General features: G+C 47.3%; 21 protein-coding genes and 1 other RNA gene. 4 read left to right on the top strand and 18 right to left on the bottom strand.

Going from position 1 to position 20,579, the window contains the following annotated elements; all coding sequences use genetic code 11:
* Positions 1–6: 6 nt before the first annotated feature.
* The 5 genes from FSB75_RS01580 to FSB75_RS01560 all read right to left on the bottom strand — a co-directional run bounded on the left by FSB75_RS01580 (position 7) and on the right by FSB75_RS01560 (position 5,388).
* Complete coding sequence (locus FSB75_RS01580; protein WP_146781751.1) at positions 7–1,980, bottom strand: fumarate reductase/succinate dehydrogenase flavoprotein subunit; 1,974 nt, start codon at positions 1,978–1,980, stop codon at positions 7–9.
* 146 nt (positions 1,981–2,126) lie between these two features.
* Entirely contained in the window at positions 2,127–2,840 is a 714-nt protein-coding gene (locus FSB75_RS01575; protein WP_146781749.1) for a succinate dehydrogenase cytochrome b subunit, read from the bottom strand.
* 165 nt (positions 2,841–3,005) lie between these two features.
* On the bottom strand, positions 3,006–3,572 hold the full coding sequence (locus tag FSB75_RS01570) for a hypothetical protein (RefSeq protein WP_146781747.1): 567 nt from the start codon (positions 3,570–3,572) through the stop codon (positions 3,006–3,008).
* 16 nt (positions 3,573–3,588) lie between these two features.
* Positions 3,589–4,404 (bottom strand): N-acetylmuramic acid 6-phosphate etherase, encoded by an 816-nt coding sequence (gene murQ, locus FSB75_RS01565; RefSeq protein WP_146781745.1) that lies wholly within the window; start codon positions 4,402–4,404, stop codon positions 3,589–3,591.
* Between the two features lie 126 nt (positions 4,405–4,530).
* Positions 4,531–5,388, bottom strand: coding sequence for an N-acetylglucosamine kinase (locus FSB75_RS01560; protein WP_146781743.1), 858 nt, complete (start codon positions 5,386–5,388; stop codon positions 4,531–4,533).
* A gap of 100 nt (positions 5,389–5,488) precedes the next feature.
* On the opposite strand from FSB75_RS01560, the gene FSB75_RS01555 reads away from it, so the two are divergent.
* The gene (locus tag FSB75_RS01555) at positions 5,489–7,072 is read left to right on the top strand and encodes a S41 family peptidase (RefSeq protein WP_146781741.1); all 1,584 of its coding nucleotides are present in this window, start codon (positions 5,489–5,491) and stop codon (positions 7,070–7,072) included.
* Between the two features lie 133 nt (positions 7,073–7,205).
* On the opposite strand, the gene FSB75_RS01550 is transcribed toward FSB75_RS01555, so the two are convergent.
* The 6 genes from FSB75_RS01550 to FSB75_RS01525 all read right to left on the bottom strand — a co-directional run bounded on the left by FSB75_RS01550 (position 7,206) and on the right by FSB75_RS01525 (position 10,315).
* The gene (locus tag FSB75_RS01550; RefSeq protein ID WP_146781739.1) at positions 7,206–7,397 is read right to left on the bottom strand and encodes a hypothetical protein; all 192 of its coding nucleotides are present in this window, start codon (positions 7,395–7,397) and stop codon (positions 7,206–7,208) included.
* 1 nt (position 7,398) lies between these two features.
* Positions 7,399–7,590: a hypothetical protein gene (locus FSB75_RS01545; protein ID WP_146781737.1), complete on the bottom strand. Its 192-nt coding sequence runs from the start codon at positions 7,588–7,590 to the stop codon at positions 7,399–7,401.
* A 36-nt stretch (positions 7,591–7,626) separates the two neighbouring features.
* On the bottom strand, positions 7,627–7,923 hold the full coding sequence (locus tag FSB75_RS01540; RefSeq protein WP_146781735.1) for a hypothetical protein: 297 nt from the start codon (positions 7,921–7,923) through the stop codon (positions 7,627–7,629).
* A gap of 146 nt (positions 7,924–8,069) precedes the next feature.
* Positions 8,070–8,549, bottom strand: coding sequence for a GAF domain-containing protein (locus FSB75_RS01535; RefSeq protein ID WP_146781733.1), 480 nt, complete (start codon positions 8,547–8,549; stop codon positions 8,070–8,072).
* Between the two features lie 120 nt (positions 8,550–8,669).
* Positions 8,670–9,074: a hypothetical protein gene (locus FSB75_RS01530; protein WP_146781731.1), complete on the bottom strand. Its 405-nt coding sequence runs from the start codon at positions 9,072–9,074 to the stop codon at positions 8,670–8,672.
* Between the two features lie 107 nt (positions 9,075–9,181).
* Positions 9,182–10,315, bottom strand: a complete 1,134-nt coding sequence (locus tag FSB75_RS01525; RefSeq protein WP_146781729.1) for an esterase-like activity of phytase family protein — start codon at positions 10,313–10,315, stop codon at positions 9,182–9,184.
* A gap of 130 nt (positions 10,316–10,445) precedes the next feature.
* Between FSB75_RS01525 and FSB75_RS01520 the strand changes: the two genes are divergently transcribed.
* Positions 10,446–11,348, top strand: coding sequence for a CPBP family intramembrane glutamic endopeptidase (locus FSB75_RS01520; RefSeq protein ID WP_146781727.1), 903 nt, complete (start codon positions 10,446–10,448; stop codon positions 11,346–11,348).
* Between the two features lie 85 nt (positions 11,349–11,433).
* Here the strand turns inward: FSB75_RS01520 and rnpB are convergent.
* Positions 11,434–11,820, bottom strand: an RNA gene (rnpB, locus tag FSB75_RS01515) — RNase P RNA component class A.
* Positions 11,821–11,943: 123 nt separating this feature from the next.
* Between rnpB and FSB75_RS01510 the strand changes: the two genes are divergently transcribed.
* The gene (locus FSB75_RS01510; protein WP_146781725.1) at positions 11,944–12,741 is read left to right on the top strand and encodes a hypothetical protein; all 798 of its coding nucleotides are present in this window, start codon (positions 11,944–11,946) and stop codon (positions 12,739–12,741) included.
* On the opposite strand, the gene FSB75_RS01505 is transcribed toward FSB75_RS01510, so the two are convergent.
* Positions 12,742–13,764 carry a Smr/MutS family protein gene (locus tag FSB75_RS01505; protein ID WP_146781723.1) on the bottom strand — a complete coding sequence of 341 codons (1,023 nt, stop codon included), beginning with the start codon at positions 13,762–13,764 and terminating at the stop codon, positions 12,742–12,744. It abuts the gene before it with no gap.
* Positions 13,765–13,861: 97 nt separating this feature from the next.
* Positions 13,862–15,853 (bottom strand): amino acid permease, encoded by a 1,992-nt coding sequence (locus tag FSB75_RS01500; protein ID WP_146781721.1) that lies wholly within the window; start codon positions 15,851–15,853, stop codon positions 13,862–13,864.
* 123 nt (positions 15,854–15,976) lie between these two features.
* On the opposite strand from FSB75_RS01500, the gene FSB75_RS01495 reads away from it, so the two are divergent.
* Positions 15,977–16,330: a hypothetical protein gene (locus tag FSB75_RS01495; RefSeq protein WP_146781719.1), complete on the top strand. Its 354-nt coding sequence runs from the start codon at positions 15,977–15,979 to the stop codon at positions 16,328–16,330.
* 396 nt (positions 16,331–16,726) lie between these two features.
* Here the strand turns inward: FSB75_RS01495 and FSB75_RS01490 are convergent, their stop codons facing one another.
* From FSB75_RS01490 to bshB1, 4 genes are all read right to left on the bottom strand, one after another.
* Positions 16,727–18,046 carry an aspartate kinase gene (locus FSB75_RS01490; RefSeq protein ID WP_146781717.1) on the bottom strand — a complete coding sequence of 440 codons (1,320 nt, stop codon included), beginning with the start codon at positions 18,044–18,046 and terminating at the stop codon, positions 16,727–16,729.
* A 54-nt stretch (positions 18,047–18,100) separates the two neighbouring features.
* A complete protein-coding gene (locus FSB75_RS01485) occupies positions 18,101–19,180 on the bottom strand; it encodes an Ldh family oxidoreductase (protein WP_146781715.1) in 1,080 nt (359 codons plus the stop codon).
* Positions 19,181–19,253: 73 nt separating this feature from the next.
* A complete protein-coding gene (locus FSB75_RS01480) occupies positions 19,254–19,682 on the bottom strand; it encodes a single-stranded DNA-binding protein (protein WP_146781713.1) in 429 nt (142 codons plus the stop codon).
* 116 nt (positions 19,683–19,798) lie between these two features.
* On the bottom strand, positions 19,799–20,530 hold the full coding sequence (gene bshB1 / locus FSB75_RS01475; RefSeq protein WP_146781711.1) for a bacillithiol biosynthesis deacetylase BshB1: 732 nt from the start codon (positions 20,528–20,530) through the stop codon (positions 19,799–19,801).
* Between the last annotated feature and the right edge of the window lie 49 nt (positions 20,531–20,579).

Genomic DNA, 20,579 nt, shown 5'->3' with positions numbered 1-20,579 from the left:
TGCTATTTACTTATAACTTCTCTGGCTCGGCTTCACTACGTCATATACCAATTCTTCCTTGTGCAACTGCCAGTTATCGCCGCCGGTGTTTTCCCATGCCGACACATACATAAACTGGTCATCGTGACGAAGCGCCTCGCCTTCTTCCGTTTGGCTTTCTTCCCGAAAGTGGCCGCCGCAACTTTCGGCACGTTGCAAAGCGTCCATGCACATCAGTTCACCCAGTTCCATGAAATCGGCCACACGGTTTGCTTTGTCGAGTTCGGGATTAAAATCGTTGATCTTACCCGGAATGCGGATGTCGCTCCAAAACTCTTTGCGCAATTGCCGAATTTCCTCAATTGCTTCTTGCAAACCTTGTGCGTTGCGGGCCATGCCGCATTTGTCCCACATGATTTTACCAAGACGCTTGTGCATGCTTTCCACGGTTTGCGTACCGTTGATGCTCATGAGCTTTTCAATGCGTTCCCGAACGGCTTTTTCGGCTTCTTCGAACGCCGGATGTGAAGTCGGAATTTCTTTTGTTCTGATTTCGTCGGCTAAGTAGTTGCCGATGGTGTACGGAATGACGAAGTATCCGTCGGCCAAGCCTTGCATGAGCGCCGATGCACCCAAGCGGTTGGCGCCGTGGTCGGAAAAATTACATTCGCCGAGTGCATACAAACCCTCAACGCTTGTCATCAATTCGTAATTTACCCAAAGGCCACCCATTGTATAGTGCACTGCCGGATAAATACGCATGGGCACTTCGTATGGATTTTCGCCGGTAATCTTTTCGTACATGTCGAAAAGGTTGCCGTATTTTTCTTTCACCACTTCTTTACCAAGTGATGTTATCGCTGCTGCGTCGGCATCGGTTAAGCCGCGTTTGCCGACTTCAATGTGGCCGTAACGTTGAATGGCATCTGCATAATCAAGATAAACGGCTTGCTTTGATGTGCCCACGCCGTAACCCGCATCACAACGTTCTTTTGCGGCACGCGAAGCCACGTCACGCGGAACAAGGTTACCAAAAGCCGGGTACCTTCTCTCGAGGTAATAATCTCTTTCTTCTTCAGGAATTTCGCTCGGACGGCGATTGTCGCCTTTTGCCTTCGGCACCCAAATGCGGCCGTCGTTGCGCAGTGATTCCGACATCAACGTAAGCTTCGATTGATGCTCACCGGTAACCGGAATACAGGTCGGGTGAATTTGCGTGAAGCAAGGATTGCCAAAGTATGCGCCATTCTTGTGTGCCTTCCAAATGGCAGTGGTGTTGCAACCCATCGCGTTTGTAGAGAGATAAAAAACGTTGCCGTAACCGCCGCTGCACAACAAAACGGCATGGCCGAAATGACGCTCCAATTCTCCCGTTACCAAATCGCGTGTTATGATGCCGCGGGCTTTGTCGTCAATCTTCACAAGCTCCAGCATTTCGTGGCGGGTGTACATTTTGACGTTGCCCAAAGCCACTTGTCTTTCCAGTGCCTGGTAAGCGCCAATCAACAATTGCTGGCCCGTTTGTCCGGCTGCATAAAATGTTCTTTGCACTTGCGTTCCGCCAAAGGAACGGTTACTCAAAAGGCCGCCGTATTCGCGGGCAAAGGGAACGCCCTGCGCTACGCATTGGTCAATGATGTTTGCACTCACTTCGGCAAGGCGGTGCACGTTGGCTTCGCGAGAACGGTAGTCGCCGCCCTTGATGGTATCGTAGAACAAACGAAAAACGGAGTCGCCGTCGTTTTGATAATTTTTGGCTGCGTTGATGCCGCCCTGCGCCGCGATAGAGTGTGCACGGCGCGGACTGTCCTGAAAACAAAAAGCTTTCACTTTGTAACCCAGTTCGCCCAGCGAAGCTGCCGCCGAAGCGCCGGCCAATCCGGTGCCCACGACAATGATTTCCAGCTTGCGTTTGTTAGCCGGGTTTACCAGCTTCACGTGCCCTTTGTAGTCTTCCCATTTTTTTTCTAAGGGGCCTGCAGGAATTTTTGCATCAAGCATATTCAATTTCTGATTTGAAATTTCTGATTTCGTTTCTGTTCAATCATTTCTTTTATTAGCCAGCCATTCGCCCACCCATTGAGCTTTCGTTGCGTCGCACTCGTGTGCGCCTTGTTCGCTATTCATCATTCACAACTCACCGCTCACTAACTCGGATTTACCCAATTCAGGTACATGCTAATCGGCATTAGCGCAAACATGATGCACACGATAACCGTAAAGCCGTATCCCAATCCTTTTAACAGGCTCAAATATTTTTTGTTGTGCACGCCAATGCTGCGGAACGAACTGGTGAAGCCGTGCCAAAGATGGAAACCCAGTGCCAAAACACCCACCAGATACAGCACTACCACTACCGGCTGCTGAAATACCTCGTACATGCGCAAAAACAAATTGTGCATTTGCGTACGGCCACCGTCGTAGCTTACTTCTTCCAGTGTTTTTGTAATGCGCGAAGGAACCCAAAACTGTGCAACGTGCATGATGAGATAAAGAAAAATCAGCGTTCCCAGAAGGGCCATGCTGCGGCTCATCCAGGTGCTGCCACGGTTGCCCAAGGAAACCTGATAGCCTTGTCCGCGGCGTGCACGGTTCTTTGCTTCCACCGCATAACCTTGAACGATGTGAACGATAAAACCAAGGAACAAAACGATTTCAAGAATGCGGGTAACGATGGTGGAACCCATGAAATGCGCCGCCTTGTTGAACATCTCGCCGTTATCGGATGTATCTACCCAATCGGCAAAAATGCAGGCGTTCAGCCCCACGTGCACAATCAAAAAAGTTATCAGGAAAATGCCCGTCAGGGCCATCACTATTTTTCTACCAACCGCCGACGTAAAGAAGTGGGACCATTTCATAAGCCGTGCAAAAAAATTTATGTGCGGCAAATGTAAGTGCGGATAAAGAAAATGTGAAAGAAAATGAAAAAAGGAAACCAGGAGAGAAATACAGGAGGCCGCAAGTCAGAAAAAGAGTATAAAAAATGGCCTGTCACGGAAATAAAAAATGCAACATAATTTCAGCTAGATGGCCAGGCGGCGATTCAGTTCGTCGTCAATTTTTTTAAAAAGGTGGAAGGGATTGTAGATGCGCCAGTTTTCAATGTTCATGAGCTCAACGTAATAATTGAGCTTTGCTTTTTTAAAATCGTGTTGCGTGGCATCGGGCATGTTCAGGCTTACGATCCAGCCGCTTTCGTCGCTCACTTCCTCGTACCATTCCTGGTAATAATCTTTGTCGCCGCTGTGAAAATTCAGAACGTTTTCGGTAATGAGAATGAACTTGAAAATGCCTTCTTCCATAAACTTGTCCATCACCTCCCGCTTTAGTTCCATGATGTCGTTTTCAATGGCGTCGTTCCACTCGCCAATCAATTCAATCACGACATATTTTTCTTCATAATCGGCTTGCAACACTTTCAAATAAAGAGTCCGGCTTCCAAAGTCATCCCATTGCGGATGGATATAATAATTGTAAACAGTTGCCGTAAACTCAAACTCAGAGTACTGCCGGTTGTAAAACGGCGACCGCTGGTCTTCCTCGCTCACGTAAATGTGCCGCCAGTTATAATATGGTTCGATGTCGTGCATGGTGCCGATTAGCTGATTAGCCGATTGAATCTATCGCTTTTTTGACACTGCCGTGCATCAACAACAGTTCTTTCGCTTCGTCGTAATCGGCTATTCCAATTTTATCCATTATCATTTTTGTGCCACGGTCAACCAGCTTTTCGTTGGTCAGTTGCATGTTCACCATCTTGTTGTCTTCTACCCTTCCCAATTGAATCATAGCCGTGGTGGAAATCATGTTCAGGATGAGCTTTTGCGAGGTTCCACTTTTCATTCTTGTGCTACCGGTAACAAACTCAGGGCCTACCTCCACTGCGATTGGATAATCGGCAATTTGTGAAAGCGGCGAACCCGGATTGTTGGTAATGCTGCCGGTAACGATGTCACGTTTTTTTGCTTCTTCCAAGGCGCCAATTACGTAAGGTGTAGTGCCGCTTGCGGCAATGCCGATAACGACGTCTTTGTCGCTAATGTTGTGTGTTTCCAAATCTTTCCAGCCCTGCATAAAATCATCCTCTGCATTTTCAACGGCCTTGGTGATGGCTTCGTCACCGCCGGCAATAACGGCGACCACCAAACCGTAAGGCACGCCGTACGTGGGCGGACATTCGCTTGCGTCCACTACGGCCAATCGTCCGCTGGTACCTGCGCCGATGTAAAACAAACGTCCGCCGGAAAGCATTTTGTCGCTCACAACGTTTACGAGGTTTTCAATATCGGGCAGCACTTTTTCAATAGCAGCAGGAACGGTTTTGTCTTCGTTGTTGATGTTCTCCAAAATCTCACCAACGGACATTTTTTCTAAATGGCGATACTTACTCGGTTGTTCGGTTATTTTTATAAATGACTCCATTTGCTGTTTGTACGGCTCCTCCGGAGCCGATGAAAAATTCACGCCGCTTTTCTACCAAGGTTCAACGCCTGCGGCGCCTCGTTTGCCGTTCAGTCTTATTCTACCCTAAACAATTTCTCCAAACCCTTAATTCTTCATTCTTAATTCCGTGTGATACTCCGTCAATCCCTGCATCGGGTTCTTAAAAATTCTTCCCAACTCAAATTCATAAGACGCACACAAGCTTTGCAACACGTCTTTAAATCCATCGGCCACGCTGCCCACAAAATTGACGGGGTACTTCCACACTTCGTTGTATTTGTTAAGGTGCTGAAAGAAAAAATCATTCAGCCCGTCTTCAATGATGTTTTCAATCATGTAATGCCCGCGGTTCTCTGCAAGGAACATAGCGAAGGACGCAAGGTAACGGTTGGGCAGAGGCTTTTTGTAAACGTTGTCCAAAATCTCTACCGGCGTGGTAACAAACTTTGCGTCGAAGCGGGCACGGAGGTCTTCGTCAAACGTATCGTACAAATAGTGTTGAATTACTTTTTTGCCGAGGTAAGCGCCGCTGCCTTCGTCGCCCAAAACATAGCCAAGGCCCGGACTGTTTTTGACAATTGATTTGCCGTTGTAGTAACAGGAGTTGGAACCCGTTCCCAAAATACAGGCAATGCCTTTTTCGTGTCCGCACAAAGCCCTTGCAGCGGCCATCAGATCGGTGGAGACTTCTACTTCGGCATCTGCAAACACACTGCGCAGCGCCTTCTTCACACTCTTTACATTATCTGGATTGGCGCAGCCGGTACCGTAAAAATAAACGGCTTGTACGCCAGCGTTTTCGACATGTGGAGCAACCTCCTGCCGAACCAGGCCGGCAATAGCATCGGTGGTTAAAAAGTAAGGGCTAAGGCCCGGTGTAAGAATTGTTTTCTTCTCTTCTTTCGTTAATAAACACCATTCTGCTTTTGTGGCGCCGCTATCGGCAATTAAAATGGACGACATTCTTTTTGCGCTTAAAGTCTTGTTGAATTAAGGAGCGGTGCTGCAATTTTTCCCGATTCCCGCCTATTTTGCAAAAAATTTGTACAAAGTAAAGGCAACGATGAAGAATAAAAAATTGCAGGTATGGCTTCCGCTGTTGTTGGCCGTGGTAATGATCTCGGGGATGTTCTTTGGCTTTAAGCTGCATCAGCAAACCGGTGCGAAGGATTTTTTTGCGGGCAATAAAACGTCCACGCTTCAGGAAGCAATGGACCTGATTAAAACCCGGTACGTGGATTCGGTGCAAATGGATTCGCTGCGGGAAGATGCCATCAACGCGGTGATGGATCACCTCGATCCGCATTCGGTTTACATCCCGGCTTCGGGTGTGCAGGAAGCCGCCGAAGAATTGCAAGGCAACTTTGAAGGCATCGGCATTGAGTTCAATCTTTTTAAAGACACGGTGAACGTTATCTACGTAATTCCGGATGGGCCAAGCGAAAAAGCAGGCCTTCAAATCGGCGATAAAATTGTTGCCGTGAACGATTCTTCTATCGTCAGCAAAACACTTCCCATTCAAAACATTCGCAGGTTAATTCGGGGAAAATCCGGCAGTAACGTGCAGTTGAAAATTGTACGGGGCACGGCTTTGCAAACGGTAAACGTGACCCGCGGCCGCATTCCTTTACCGGCATTGGACGCGAGCTATATGGTGGATGCAACAACCGGCTATCTTAAGCTTAACAAGTTTTCCGAAACTACCTACAAAGAGTTTATGGAAGGCATGGAGATACTGAAGAAGGCCGGTATGCAAAAACTGATTCTTGATTTGCGCGGCAACGGTGGCGGTTATGTGCAACAAGCCGTAAACATTGCCGACGAATTTTTGGACAGCAACAAGCTCATTGTTTATACGCAAGGAAGCAACATTGAGAAAAAAGAATACCGTGCATCGAAGGACGGTGTATTTGAAAAAGGAAAACTGGTGGTGCTTGTGGATGAACTAACGGCAAGCGCCAGCGAAATTTTAGCCGGTGCTTTGCAGGATTGGGACCGGGCAACAATCATTGGACGCAGAACCTTTGGAAAGGGTTTGGTGCAGGAGCAATTTGGCCTTAGCGATGGCTCGGCCTTGCGCTTAACGGTGGCTCGTTATTACACGCCATCGGGCCGCAGCATTCAACGGCCGTACGACAAGGGAAAGAAAATTTACATGGACGAAATCCGCGACCGCTACGAGCACGGCGAAATCATCAATCCTGATTCTGTGCATCATTTGTCAACGGAAAAAACGTTTAAAACAAGCGGCGGAAAAATCGTTTACGGCGGCGGTGGCATTACACCCAACATTTACGTTCCCGTTGATACAAGCCTGTTCACTCATGCCGTAACAAGGCTTTATTTAGACGGACGTTTTAACGCTTTCATTTATCAATACTACATCTCGCACCTGCAGGAGTTTCAACAATACAAAAGCCCGGCGGAGTTTGCGCAGAAATTTCAAAACGCCAGCGATGCCTGGAAACAGCTTGAGGCGTATGCCCTGAAAGACAGCATTTATTTGTCGGCCGTTCCGCAAACGGACAAAAAGGACATTGAGGAAAGAATTGAAGCTTACCTGGCCCGCTTGAAATGGCGGAACGAAGGCTTTTACGAAGTGTATAATTTGTACGATCCGGTTTTTCAAAAAGCAATGCAGAACTAGGATTTTCCGGATTAGAAGGATTAATCAGGAAACATAAGAGTCGTTCATTGCTGAACGACTCTTATGTTATAAAGCTTTTGATTTCTTACCAATCTTTCAAATCCACCCCAATCCTGGTTCAGACATTCGTAATTCAGTTATCGTCTAATGAAGTCGCCACTTTGTTCTGCCCGTCTTCATCGTCTTTTGGCGAGCTTACATTTATAGCCCCTCTGTCGGTAAACAAATCATCCGATTGTTCGGGCGGTACTTCCTTCGCCAATTCTTCGCTTTGCCTGTCACGGTCAGCGGATGATCGCTGAGCGTCGTATTCTTTGCCATCCATATTACATGCTTTGTCTTTCGTACAAATCGTTTTCCCAACTGATGCGGCGCTGCTCCGAACGGGTATTGTACTTCGCTGGTTCGCCGCTTAACCTTCGTTCGCGATAAGCGCCTTGTCCGTCAAAAGAAACACGTTGACTTCTGTCGTCTTCCCTTCTGTCCCGCGACACGGGTCTGCCCTGAAACTGTTGCATAAAACGTTTGGTTTGTTGGTTAAGATTATGGTTTGTTTAAATTGGAACGTCTTCACCAAGGCGTGCTGATTCGCCTTCGTCCAAATCGTCATTTGGACTGTGTGCCGATAATTCGACGTCATCTTCTATATCCTTTTCCGCTTCGGTATGCGCGGCTTCGTTCAGCTTCTGCTGTGCAGGGCTGATCTCCTGCTTAAGCGGATATTCGTGATGTCCCTGTTGTGACGAAGAGTTTTCTTTTTGGTTCCGTGGTTCCATGGTAAAATGGCCTCGAAATACTGTGCCGTTTTTTAAAAAATGAAAGCTACCAAAAGGTAGCTGCAAAATTTTCATCGGCCAATTTTATTTCGTTCTATTAAATAGCCTTTGCTTGTGCCCGCTTGCAAGTTGCGTGATTTCGTCAAGCATTTCTAATCAAGAACCTGAAGTAATAGTTGGCAATGACAGGCAGTATAAAACTCTTTCCTTCACTTAAAAAATTAAGTGTTAAAAGAAATAAGTTTTATGATCTCTTCGAGGTAATGCTGATCGGTCTGGTCGAAGGTTGAAAGTTCAATGCTGTCCACATCAAGCACACCGGCCACTTCGTTTTCCTTTTTCAGCGGCAGCACAATCTCGGAACGCGACAAGCTGCTGCAGGCAATGTGTCCGGGAAAGTTTTCCACGTCCGCAACGATGAGTGTTTCTCCTTTTGCCCAACTCGTTCCGCACACACCCCGTCCCTTTTTAATGCGGGTACAAGCTACCGGCCCCTGAAACGGGCCCAGAACCAAGTCTTCTCCTTTTACCAGATAAAAACCCACCCAAAGCCAGCCAAACTGTTCTTTAAGCGCTGCAGCTACGTTTGCAAGGTTGGCAATCAAATCAGGCTCACCTTGCAGCAAGCCTTTTATCTGCGGAAGCAATGCTTCGTATTGTTCTTCTTTGGTTCCCTGTACGATGGTTAAATCTTCGGCCATAAAAAAACCCCGTGCTTGTAAACGGGGTTTCAAAAATAGGAAGAGATGACAAAACAATGGGCAACAGGCAATGAGCAACAGGCAAGCATAGATAATTGAAAATTGCCTATTGCAAATTGCTTATTGATTTCCGTTACCGCCCTGACCGCCGTTTCCTTTCATGCGGTCCATCATTCTTTTCATTTGCTCTTCATAAAAGGCATCCACTGCTTTTACCTGGTCGTCGGTAAGAGGGATGGCTTTAAATTTCTTGTCGTTCTCGGCTTTTATTTCGTCCATTTTCTTTTGACGATCTTCTTGCGACAGGTCGCGTAGTCCACGCATGCCTTGGCGTGACTCCTGCTGAATTTGCATCACCTTATCGGCTTCCGCGTCGCTGATTTTTGCTTTGGCTATCAGCTCGGTTTTCATTTGTTTCATGCGCTCGGCTCTTTGCTCAGGCGTCATGCCGCCACCGCCCTGCGCTGAAGCAGATGTGGTAGCTACTGCGGCAAACAACGTCGCCATTAATAAGAATTTTTTCATGTTTGATGATTTGCAGACAAAATAAGAAGATGATTGGTTAAGCAAGGTTAAAAAAAGTCAGAAGCCCGAAGTCAGACTACCGGCGCAGCACGTACGGCGGCCTTTCCCTACTCCACTTCAAACAATAGTAGCTGCGTTTTTTCTTTTCCCGAAAAATTATCGTCGGCCACAAACAGGAGGCTTTGCTTTCCGTTGGGTAACTGCGGACCAAAGGTTGCGCCTTCAATGTTGTAGATGTTGATGCCGAGCTTATCCATGTTCAACAACAATCGCTTTTGTAAAAATTTTTTTGGTGCAGAAGCGCTTAAGGAGATTACGTTTGATACGTCTTCGCCATCGCTTGTATCAACCAGAAAAACCCGGACGTTACAGGTAAGATAGCCGTTTGAAAACGAACGTTCGGTTACCAGCAACTGGTGATCGTTTACCGCAAGTATGTCCGGTACGCCGTTAATTTCAAACGAGCCTTTTGGGATTGGCTCTTTTACAACAGGGTCAAGAAGGTAAGCATATTGCGCCAGTGCTTTTTTTGTCTGTACGTTGTATTTGATGAAACGAATCCAGGCCGTTGAATCATGCACTCCGGCACGCGGGCCGTCTTCATAAAGCGGTTCTTCCACACTTACATAAAGCGTTTCGAAGCCGTCCGCAAAAGCCAGTCCTTCAAAGGTTCCGTTTCGGCGCGGACCACTTTCCGTTGCGGTTACGTGCATGTTTGGCGGTAAGGAAAAGGTATCAAGTAACTGACCGTCTTTTCGCATAATGTTGATGGATGGATTTTGCAAAATAGCGTAGCCCTTTTTTACAATACGTTCGCCTTCGTTCGTCCACACAAGTTCGCCGGTTTTATGGTTGATGCGCAAGCCTTCGGGGTCAGGCACGTGCAGCGAATCGCCGTTTTTGTTCGGATAGACAGAGCCGTTCATTTGCCGCAAAAAAACAACGTCGGCAAAACGCAAACTGTCAATGCCTTTCGCAGAAAGAAAAATTCTGGCCGTATAATAACGGGCCGGTGCGAAGTCTGAACGGTCATCGCTGATGAAATAATAAAGTTTCTCGCCGGGATTGTAATCAATGCTCGACAAGCCTCCCACTCTTGTGTTTTTAAAATCTGTTTTATCGGGAAGCAAATATTCGCCGATAAACTTTAAGCCATTCATGCTTTTCGTAGAAGCTTTTTTTTGTGCGGTGCAGGAAAGCAGGAAACAGGAAACGATGATAGCGGGAATAATTTTCGTCATTGCTGATTGCGGTAAAAGGTGAAAGAACGTTCTTCGCTTCAAAAATAAACGACAGTGTGGTTTAGTGCCGGTCTTTGTTCCGATGGAACCGCACGGAGTGGTTTGGCAACGTACTTACAAGCTTTCGTGCATGAAAAAAATCGTTGGGTATTTGCGTGATTACCTGAAGTCGCTCAACAAGCCGCTTTTTCTGTTAGCCACACTCTTTACCGCTCTTGTTGTTTTTGTCAATTACCGTTTCAATCTGAATAAAAAAATCACCCGCCTTGACGAACCCGCACAATTTGCTGCCTGGTATTCTTTGTTTCTCCTCGCCTTTGGTTACGGTTATTTTTTGCAAGTCCTTTTTCTGAAGTCGCGCATTTTTCGCAACAAAAAATTCCTGGCGTTGCTGCTCGTTGCACCGGCCATTTTTGCCTGGAAGATGTCGGCGCACATTCAATATGATTTTGCTACCGACTTGTTTGCCGATGAATATTGGAACGCCGTTGTGTACTGGCCCTTCAAAGTAGTGGTGATCGTTGCAATGTTACACATCGTGTACCGCGTATTTGACAAAGGCCAGCCTTTTTACGGTGTAACACTGAAAGGTTTTCAGCCCAGGCCTTACGTCATTATGTTGCTGTTGATGATCCCCTTGATTGCACTTGCTTCTACACAGAAAGATTTTCTGCGCATGTATCCGCGCTTTCAAAGCATCGAATACCTTTTGCAGCCAAACCGTGGTTTCTACAAACTTCTTTACGAACTTTCTTACGGCACCGATTTCTTCTCCATCGAACTTTTCTTTCGCGGCTTTTTGGTACTGGCCTTTGCCAAATGGGTGGGCAAAGAAGCTGTTTTGCCCATGGCAATTTTTTATTGTACCATTCATTTTGGCAAACCATTGGGCGAATGCATTTCGTCTTATTTCGGCGGGTTGATTTTGGGCGTTGTAGCCTACAATACCCGAACCATTTTTGGCGGCTTTTTAGTGCATGTGGGCATCGCGTGGTTAATGGAATCAGGAGGGTATCTAGGCCATATTTTTTAACCGCAGAAAAGAAAGTACACAAAGGCTGCGGGGAGAAAGATATTTCTCCGCGACAGTCTCTGCTCCTCTTGTTCTCTGCGGTGAAAAAAACTGCAAGCCTGTAAGCCGGATTTTGTTCTTCAACAATCGCTGTTGAAGCGCCATCATTTATCTGGGACCGGCATTTCTGCCGGCCTCTATCTGCCTACCCGTTCCGCCGTCCGTTTTGCGGAGCACCGGCGAGCAGCCGGTAAAGCGGAACATATTTGGCATTTCAGCACGCAAGGTTTACCCAACTGTTTTGTTGCCAAAAAAGTTCGCGGTCTCTTACACCGCGTTTTCACCCTTGCCCCGTTTAACCGGAGCGGTTATTTTCTGTGGCACTGTCTGTTGTTCATCCTAAGATGAACACCCACCCGTTAGGTGGTGCGTTGCTCTGTGCTGTCCGGACTTTCCTTGCCCGCATTGCGGACACGATGACGCGGCTTGCAGTGCGGCAAAGGTAACCTGCAAATTTGCAAGCAAGACCAGGATGGTGTGCTTTTTAGAATTTCGATAAGTGCAACTGAAAGTTTTAAATTTAGGTAAGATAACATTTGTTATTTACCGGTAAAGAATGAAAAACGCGTATTTATTTCTTGTGGTTTTGATCGTCATTCCAAGCTTGCTGTTGTTTTTAAACAGTTGCAGCCGGGAGTACAGTTACGAAGGCGGAAGGCAACCGGATTCAATTGTTGTGGTGCTTCCATCGGTTGCAAAATACACGTTGGCCGGAAGCCCGAACGATTGTTCAAATCCCGTCATAAAAGGTACATACACTGCCGGCACGCATTTAACCAATATACATACAGTGACAATTACGGTTAACGTTACATCGCCCGGGAGTTATAACCTTAAAACCGATACAATCAACGGCGTGAGCTTTTCGGCCTCCGGAGACTTTACAAGTACCGGAAACCAAACCGTTGTTTTACAAGGTGCGGGACAGCCCGACAACCCCGGCTTGTTTTCCTTCACGCCGCAAGTTGATTCATCGCAGTGCTCCTTTGATATTCCGGTACAAAACAGCGAACCCGTAGCAACCTATGTTTTGGAATCAGGCGGCAATAGCCAGGCTTCGTGTATTGGCACAGTTGGGGGAACCTATAAGGCACAAACCGCACTCACAGCCGCAAACCAGGTTTCTATCAGCGTCTATGTGGCTAACGTTGGCAACTACACCGTACAAACAAAAAAAGTAAACGGAATAATGTTTTCGCACACTGGAACATTTACCACTATTGGTTCGCAATACATTACCCTGTACGGCAGCGGAACACCGCTTGCGGCTGGCACCTTTTACCTTGTGCCGCAAATTGTCGGACCGCATCCTCTTGGCGGCCAGTCGTGCGGCGTAAACGTCACTGTGCAGTAATCAATTCTTAAAATAAATCTCTGTTGCGCCGTAACCAAAAGAAGGATGGTATTGATTGATGAAGGATTTTACTTCTCTTCTTGTTCGCAACAGTTCGTGTATCTCGTCGCGCAGCTTGCCGCTGCCCACGCCGTGAATAATAATTAACTGCGGTTGCCGGTGCGCCAGCGCAAGCTCGTACCACTTTTCAAATTCTTTCAATTGAATGTTCAGTATTTCGCCGTTGCTCAAATGCTTCCAGTCATCGCTTAGTTTTTCTATGTGCAAATCAACAACGGTCCGTGCGGGTTGTATATGCTGGCGAATATCCTTGAGGCTGTAAACCTTTGCGCCTTTTGTTACAGGCGTTTCCACGTATTCGTCATACGGTTTTGGTGGGTAATTATCAAACAATTTATAGGTGAACGTGGCCTCACCTTTCTGCTTTAATTGTTCAATTCTGTCAAAGAGTTGCTTGGGCTTTAGCTTCACGGTTGCTTCGTAATAATCGGCTTTGTTCTTGTCGGGCTTGAGCAAGGAAAACTCAAAGGCAAAAAGCGGACTGTCGTTCATGTCTTCAAAGTCCACATCGTGCAGATAAAAATCTGAGAAAGGCGTTATCTCCGCACGCAAATCAAACTCGGGCTTGCCAAAAAATTGCAGGGAGTACAAAAAATTAAACGCCGTTTCGGTGCGGTTAACCAAGTGAACTTTTAATTCCGTCACCACATCGTCGCCAAATTCATCGCTTATAAATTTGGGTAGAAACGAAAGCCAAACGCCGTCGGAAACTTTTTTATCGAGCGGCTTCGGCGGGGTTTTCTCTTTCTTTATTTCGTCCACGTATTTCTTCTTCGGCTCAGCCGGAAAAAGTTTTTTTTCGGTGAAGCGTTTGAAGTACGGAAAGTCAATCTGGTCCATGTAAGCCGGGAACTTTACGCCGCGTACCTGAATCATCACCATTTTGTCGTTGATGATGTCAATCACCTCGCCCTCTTCGTTGGAATGCAGCACAATTATCTTGTCACCGATCTCGTATTTCATGGCGCAAAAATAACCGCAGATTACCGGGATTACAGAAGGATTAGCAGGATTGAACCTGCGATTTAATAAACGATTTTGAAACAGCGTTGCCGATTGCTTATTGCCGATTGTCCACATTTGCCTTCACCAGGCGGCTGTTTTTATACCCGTAGGTGAAATAGATGCACAAGCCAATCACCAACCAAATCAAAAACCGGTACCAGTTGGTGTGGCTTTCCTGCGCCATCAGGTAAAAGCAACTGATGAGGCCAAGCACCGGAATAAGCGAAAGGTTTTTGGTGAAAGAAAGATAAGTGATGATGAGAACAACCAGCCAGAAGACAAGCATCGGTATGCCTTCGGGCCGAAACAAAGATTTGAAATAGCGCAGGCCTGGTGTTTCGGATTGAAAGGCTTTGGAAGAAATAGACGACGGCACAACAACCGCTGCACCAACTGAATCAGCGCCGGCAATTTGCGCTGTTACCGTATCGCCGGCCGGAATGTTTGTAAATTGTTGAGAAGCCGTGCTGCTACCAACTTTATAATTCACCGTTACATTATCCACCGCATAATCAGAAAGATTGATGACCGACAGCTTGTTCTTCTGCACAGCGTCCACCTGGGTTTGAATCTTATCGTTCATGTAACCTTTGTCAAGCACCACAATTAAAACCATCGCTGCAATAAAAAATGCCGGCACAATAAACTTCCCGCTCAAATAAGGCACTTTAAATTTCGACGGCGGACGATTGGGCCTGCTTTGCATAACCAACACACCGCCGCAAACGAGCACGAAGGCAAATAAGGTTCCAATGCTGGTCAAAGCAATCACCACATCGAGGTTTAAAAACAAAGCCGGAATGGCCACAAACAAACCGGTAAGAATGGTAGAGAACGAAGGCGTCTTGTATTTCGGATGAAGTTTTGAAAACACGGGAGGCAACAGCCCATCGCGGCTCATGCTCATCCAGATCCTTGGTTGTCCTAATTGATAAACCAACAGTACCGAAGCAATCACGAAAATGGCACTCACTGAAACGATACCGGCAATCCAATTTGAGACTTTCGAGTTTTGACTTTGAAACACATAAGCCAGCGGATCGGCAACGTTATCAAATTTGGCATAGTTGGTCATGCCCGTAAGCACCAATACCAAAATGCAATAAAGCACCGTGCAAATAATGAGGGTATAAAACATTGAACGCGGCAAATCGCGTTGCGGATTTTTACATTCTTCCGCAGTGGTTGATATGGCGTCAAAACCAATGTAGGCAAAGAACACCGCCGACACACCGCTCAACACGCCGGCAAAACCGTTGGGCATAAACGGCGTCCAGTTGGCTGACTTTACGAAGAAAGCACCGGCCACAATCACCACAAGAATAATGGCCAACTTAATCATCACGAAAACATTGTTGGCACGTTTCGATTCTTTGATGCCGATGTAAACAACGTACGTAATTAGTGCCACAATCAAAAGCGCAGGCACGTTCATAATCACCCGCAAACTTCCAAGCGCCGGCGCATGTTCCCAGGCATTGTACGCATTGCGAAGGTTTTCATCAAGCGCCGTTAGGGCCTTGCCGTCTTTCATCGCAGCAATGGCGTCGTCATAACCGTTGTGCGCCGTAAAGTAATCCATCGTCATCCAAGCCGGTACGTGAATGTTAAAACCTGACAACACCCGCACAAAATACTGACTCCACGAAATGGCGACGGCAATGTTGCCGATGGCATATTCCATCAGCAAATCCCAGCCAATGATCCAGGCGAAGATTTCGCCAAAGGCCACATAAGAATAGGTGTAAGCGCTTCCCGAAACCGGAACGGTGGAAGCAAATTCGGCATAACAGTAAGCCGCAAAACCGCAAGCCACAGCCGTCATCAAAAAAAGCAAAATCACCGCAGGCCCGCCATGAAAACAAGCCGATCCGATGGCCGTGAACACACCGGTGCCGATGACCGCGGCAATGCCAAAAAAAGTAAGGTCTTTTACCGTCAGCACCTTGGCCATTCCGCTACCACCTCCGTGTCCATCCGTTAATCCTTGTTCGGCTTCGTGCAGAATTGCCGTGACCGATTTTTTGCGAAAAAGTCCGTTCGCCATTGCAGTTGTTTAGGTTGTAAATAAAGCGAAATAAGCTGATAAAAATCAGTTTCGCTTCTTACGTGTGTCAGGAAAAACCGGGCATCGGAACGTCAACTTTGTGCAACAAAAATTGAAACGAAAATGCAAACGACACTCAGCCACACCATCGCCGCAACCTATACAGAAACGTCCGTCAAAACTTCTTTGTGGACACGTTTTATGAACTACGCCAAAGGCCAGGAAAAAAACCGCCTGCTTTGGATCGGCATCATTCTCGGCGCTCACGGCTGCATTTTAACGCCACTGGTGGCGATGTTAAGCCTTGTAGCAGGTCCCAATTTCTTTTTGTTCATGACCGGCATGACGGCAATGGGCATCGCACTCGTTACCAACCTCGCGGCCATGCCCACAAAAATCACCATTCCCGCCTTTGCGCTTACGGTTTTAATAGATATTGCCATCGTTATTTCATGTGTTGTGTTGATAGCCGCATAAGCGGCAGAATCCAAATCCATTCGCGATTGCTTGCAAAAGCAACAAACTCCCGGCCGTAATAACGCCGGGATTTTTGTTGAAAGAGATTTTTATTGACCAGGAGCCGGAACATCCATTTGGCATTCGTTGCGTCGCACTCGTGTACGCTTTGTTCGCTAACCCGGCAGATTAAGCCCAGAGAAGCGCAAAGAATTTTTTCATAGCTCTTTGTGTAAATGCCTCAGTGGTAAAAACAAGTTGAATAACGCTCTGAACGTACACGAGTGCGACGCAACGAATGCTTAATAGTAGCAATGCCGTTTGGTACAAAAAGAAAAAACGCAATCACAAACAGGATTGCGTTTTTAACTATCGCTATCAAGAAGGAAAGGCGCGCCGGAACTTTTCGCTTGATTCTTACAAATTAAACAAACCGCTGTTCAATGCCTGCAACACTTTTGTTTTATCTGCTGAAGCAACGAGGATGGAAATGTTGTGCGCACTGCCGCCGTAAGAAACCATCCGTACGTCAATCTCCTTCAATGAATCAAAAACTTTTTTCAGCGCATCGGGATGCGTGGCGATTTCAGCGCCAACGATGGAAACAATGGTTTGGCCTTTGTCAATGCTTACGGTGCTGAAGGTTTCCAGTTCCTTTACAATCTCGGGCAAGGAAGCGTCGTTGTCAATGGTTACCGAAACCGCAACCTCAGAAGTTGTGATCATGTCAATGGACGTGCGGTATTTTTCAAACACCTCAAACACTTTGCGCAAAAAACCGTAAGCCAGCAACATGCGGCTACTCTTGATGTTTACTGCAATGATGCCGTCTTTTGCGGCCACAGCTTTCACACCCAGCGATGCCGGTGCTTCTTTGATGATGGTGCCCTTCGCATCAGGCTCCATCGTGTTCAGCAACTTTACCGGAATGTTGTATTGCTGCGCGGGCCAGATGGAAGCCGGGTGCAAAATCTTTGCGCCGAAATAAGCAAGTTCCGCGGCCTCGTCGAAGCTCAATTGATCAATGGGAAAAGTTTTGGCCACAATGCGCGGATCGTTGTTGTGCATGCCGTTGATGTCGGTCCAGATTTCGCACACCGAAGCGTTGGCCGCGGCCGCAATGAGCGAAGCGCTGTAATCGCTGCCACCACGTTTGAGGTTGTCCACTTCGCCTTTTGCGTTGCGGCAAATGTATCCTTGCGTGATGAACAGATTTGTATCAGGATACTTCGCCAACACCGTGTTCAGCTTTTCACGAATGGCTTCCACCTGCGGCTCGTCGTTGGCGTCAATGCTCATGAAATCAAGTGCGGGAAGCAATTGATGAGCCTCGCCTTTTTCGCCCAGGTAAATGCTGAAGAGTTTTGTCGAGAGCAGTTCACCCTGGGCAAGGATGTCCTTGTTCAAAGCTTCATTGTACGAAATGCGCAGGATGATGTTGAGAAATTCAAAATGCTCTTTCAGCACGTCTTCGGCCTTTTGCAAAGCCTCCGGCGTTTTCACCAGGTCCTTAATGAAGGCATTGTATTGTGCGTGAAGAGCATCAATCTTTTGCTTGGCTTCTTCTTTTTTATTTGCGGCCAGCAAAGAACCAATTTCAACAAGGCTGTTGGTGGTACCTGATACGGCGCTTAACACAACAATCTTTCGTTCGTTGTCTTTCGTGATTAGCGTTGCGACTTCGTGCATCCGGTGCGGCTTGCCTACTGAGGTGCCGCCAAATTTCATGACTTTCATGATGGCGTGAGAATTTTGAGCGGCAAAGATAAAGGCGCTGCATTTTCAGGTAGCCTAAACTGTCATGCTCAAATTAAATTTTTGGGCCAGCGATTTTAGATCGGCCACAACCGGCTCTAAAACCGGAATGCCTTTCTCTCTTCGCTCTGCTTCCGCTTCGCGTTCGGGGTCGCCGGGAATGATCACTCTTTCAAAACCTTCGGCCGTTTTAGCAGAACGGAAGCGTTCGATCCAGTTGTCCATGTGTCGTTTGAATTCTTCCGCCGGGCGAAAAGCATCTATCCTCATCGCACCAAAAAAATGACCGATGCCTTTACCGGGCATGTTGGTAGGCATGGGTACGTAAGCCGGAAAAGGCGGTACCCAAGGGCCGTAGTTGGCGCCGCTTAATATTGCTGAGAAAATATCAACAACGGCACCCAATGCATAGCCTTTGTGGCTGCCGTGTTCCCGGTCGCCACCAAGCGGTAACAAGGCGCCACCGCTTTTTAATTCGTGCGGGTCGGTTGATGATTTGCCTTCTTTGTTTTGTATCCAACCAATTGGTGCTTCTTCGCTTTTGCGCTGCAGAATTTCAAGTTTGCCGTTGGCAGCAGTCGTCGTGGCAAGATCTGCAACGAAAGCCGGTTGTTGTCCAGCAGGAATAGCCACACAAATCGGGTTTGTTCCCAACAACCGTTCAATGGAAAACGTTGGCGCAACGAGCGGACTTGCGTTGGTCATGCAAATGCCGATCATGTCTTCTTTCAAGGCCATCATCGCATGATAACCGGCGATGCCGAAATGATTGCTGTTTTGCACGCTCACCCAACCGGTGCCAACGTTCTTCGCTTTGTCAATGGCAATCTGCATGGCCTTTGGCGCAACCACTAAACCAAGCCCGCTGTCGCCGTCAACGGTTGCGGTGGACGGAGTTTCGTGAAGAATTTTTATTTCGGGTGTAGCGTTTACCCTTTTTGCTTCCCACAACCTTACATAACCGCTCAAACGTGCAATGCCGTGCGAATCCACGCCGCGCAGGTCAGCGGAGAGAAGAACCGTTGTGGCCAAGGTTGCGTCTTCTTCGCTGCAACCAATGGAAAGAAAAACACTTTTGGAAAAATTGAAGAGTTGATCGTAAGAATAAAACCTCATGACAGCAAAATAACGGCAAATAAAAATGCTCCCGTTTTGGCGGGAGCATTTCTGTTTTCACACAAAGGTGTATTTAGAACGGTAAATCGTCTGCTACATCATCTACCGGCGCAGGCTGCATAGAGGCGGCTTGCGGACGTGCAGCAGGTGCGCTTTGCTGGAAGGTTCCGCTCTCGTTGCCGTCGCCTTTACGGCCCAACAACTGAACCTCACGAACGCGTAGTGAAAGCGATGCGCCAGCCGTGCCGTCGTTGCGGGTGTAGCTGCGCACTTCGGGAGCGCCTTCCACAAAAACCTGCTGCCCTTTTTGAAGATAAGGCGCAATGGCCGTGCGGTCGGTCCAATAAGCGCAATCAACCCAGGTTGTTTTTTCCTGATTGTTGCCCTGGCTGTCTTTGTACTTTTCAGTATGGGCTACCGTAAAGTTGATGACGTTCTTTCCGTTAACGGTGTTAACGACGCAATCTTTGCCCAGATTGCCGATTACTTGCATTTTAATCATAGTGCTCAAAATTTAAACGCGTAAATAAAAATTATGGGTACAAGATACGGAAAATGAAGCAGACAGAAGCAATGAAAAAAGCTTTTAACGAATAGGTTCCGCAGGCAAAAATGGGCCTATGTCTCTTCCAAAACCAGGGCATCCAAACTCCGGATGCCAATGCTCTTTTTCGACACAAAACCTTCGGCATATTTTACGCCGATGCGTTTGCCCAAAGACCTTGCTCTTGCCGTAAGCGATTCCATAAAATCCGGCGAAGAAATATAGGTTTGCGGATCGCTGCTGCCATCGGGCAAGAACTGTGTGCGGTAGGCCTTGATGGCTTCCGTACGTTGCTCCCACACATGCGAAACATCAACGATGACATCGGGTTCGTAAAAACGGTCCTGTATGTAATGCAGCAACATTTTCGGTCGCCATCTCTCCTGTTCCTGTCCGTCGTCACCGGTTGTTTTTACCTGGCGCAGGCCCGAAAAGAAACAGGCGTCGTAAACCAGCCAGCCACCACGCCCATGATCGGGATGACGGTCTTCTAAAATATTGGCAATAACAATTTCAGGTTGGTACTTGCGAAGAATTTTTACTACTTCTAATTGGTGCTCTTCGTCGTTGCGAAAAAAGCCGTCGCGCATTTTTAAATTTTCCCGCACCGAAAGCCCGATGATTTTTGCGGCGTCGGCCGCTTCCGTGTACCGGGTTTCAATCGTTCCCCGCGTACCCAATTCGCCTTGTGTTAAGTCAATGATACCGGCTTTCTTTCCGCGTTTTATTTCTGCGATCAACGTACCGGAACAACCCAATTCCACGTCATCGGGATGCGAGCCAATAGCGAGTATGTCAAGCTTCATGCGTGCAAGATAATCAGGGAGGGTGAGACGTCAGACGTGAAACGTGAGA

The sequence above is a fragment of the Flavisolibacter ginsenosidimutans genome (assembly GCF_007970805.1).
Classification (GTDB): Bacteria; Bacteroidota; Bacteroidia; order Chitinophagales; family Chitinophagaceae; genus Flavisolibacter; species Flavisolibacter ginsenosidimutans.
This window is presented reverse-complemented; position numbering and strand designations above follow the sequence as displayed.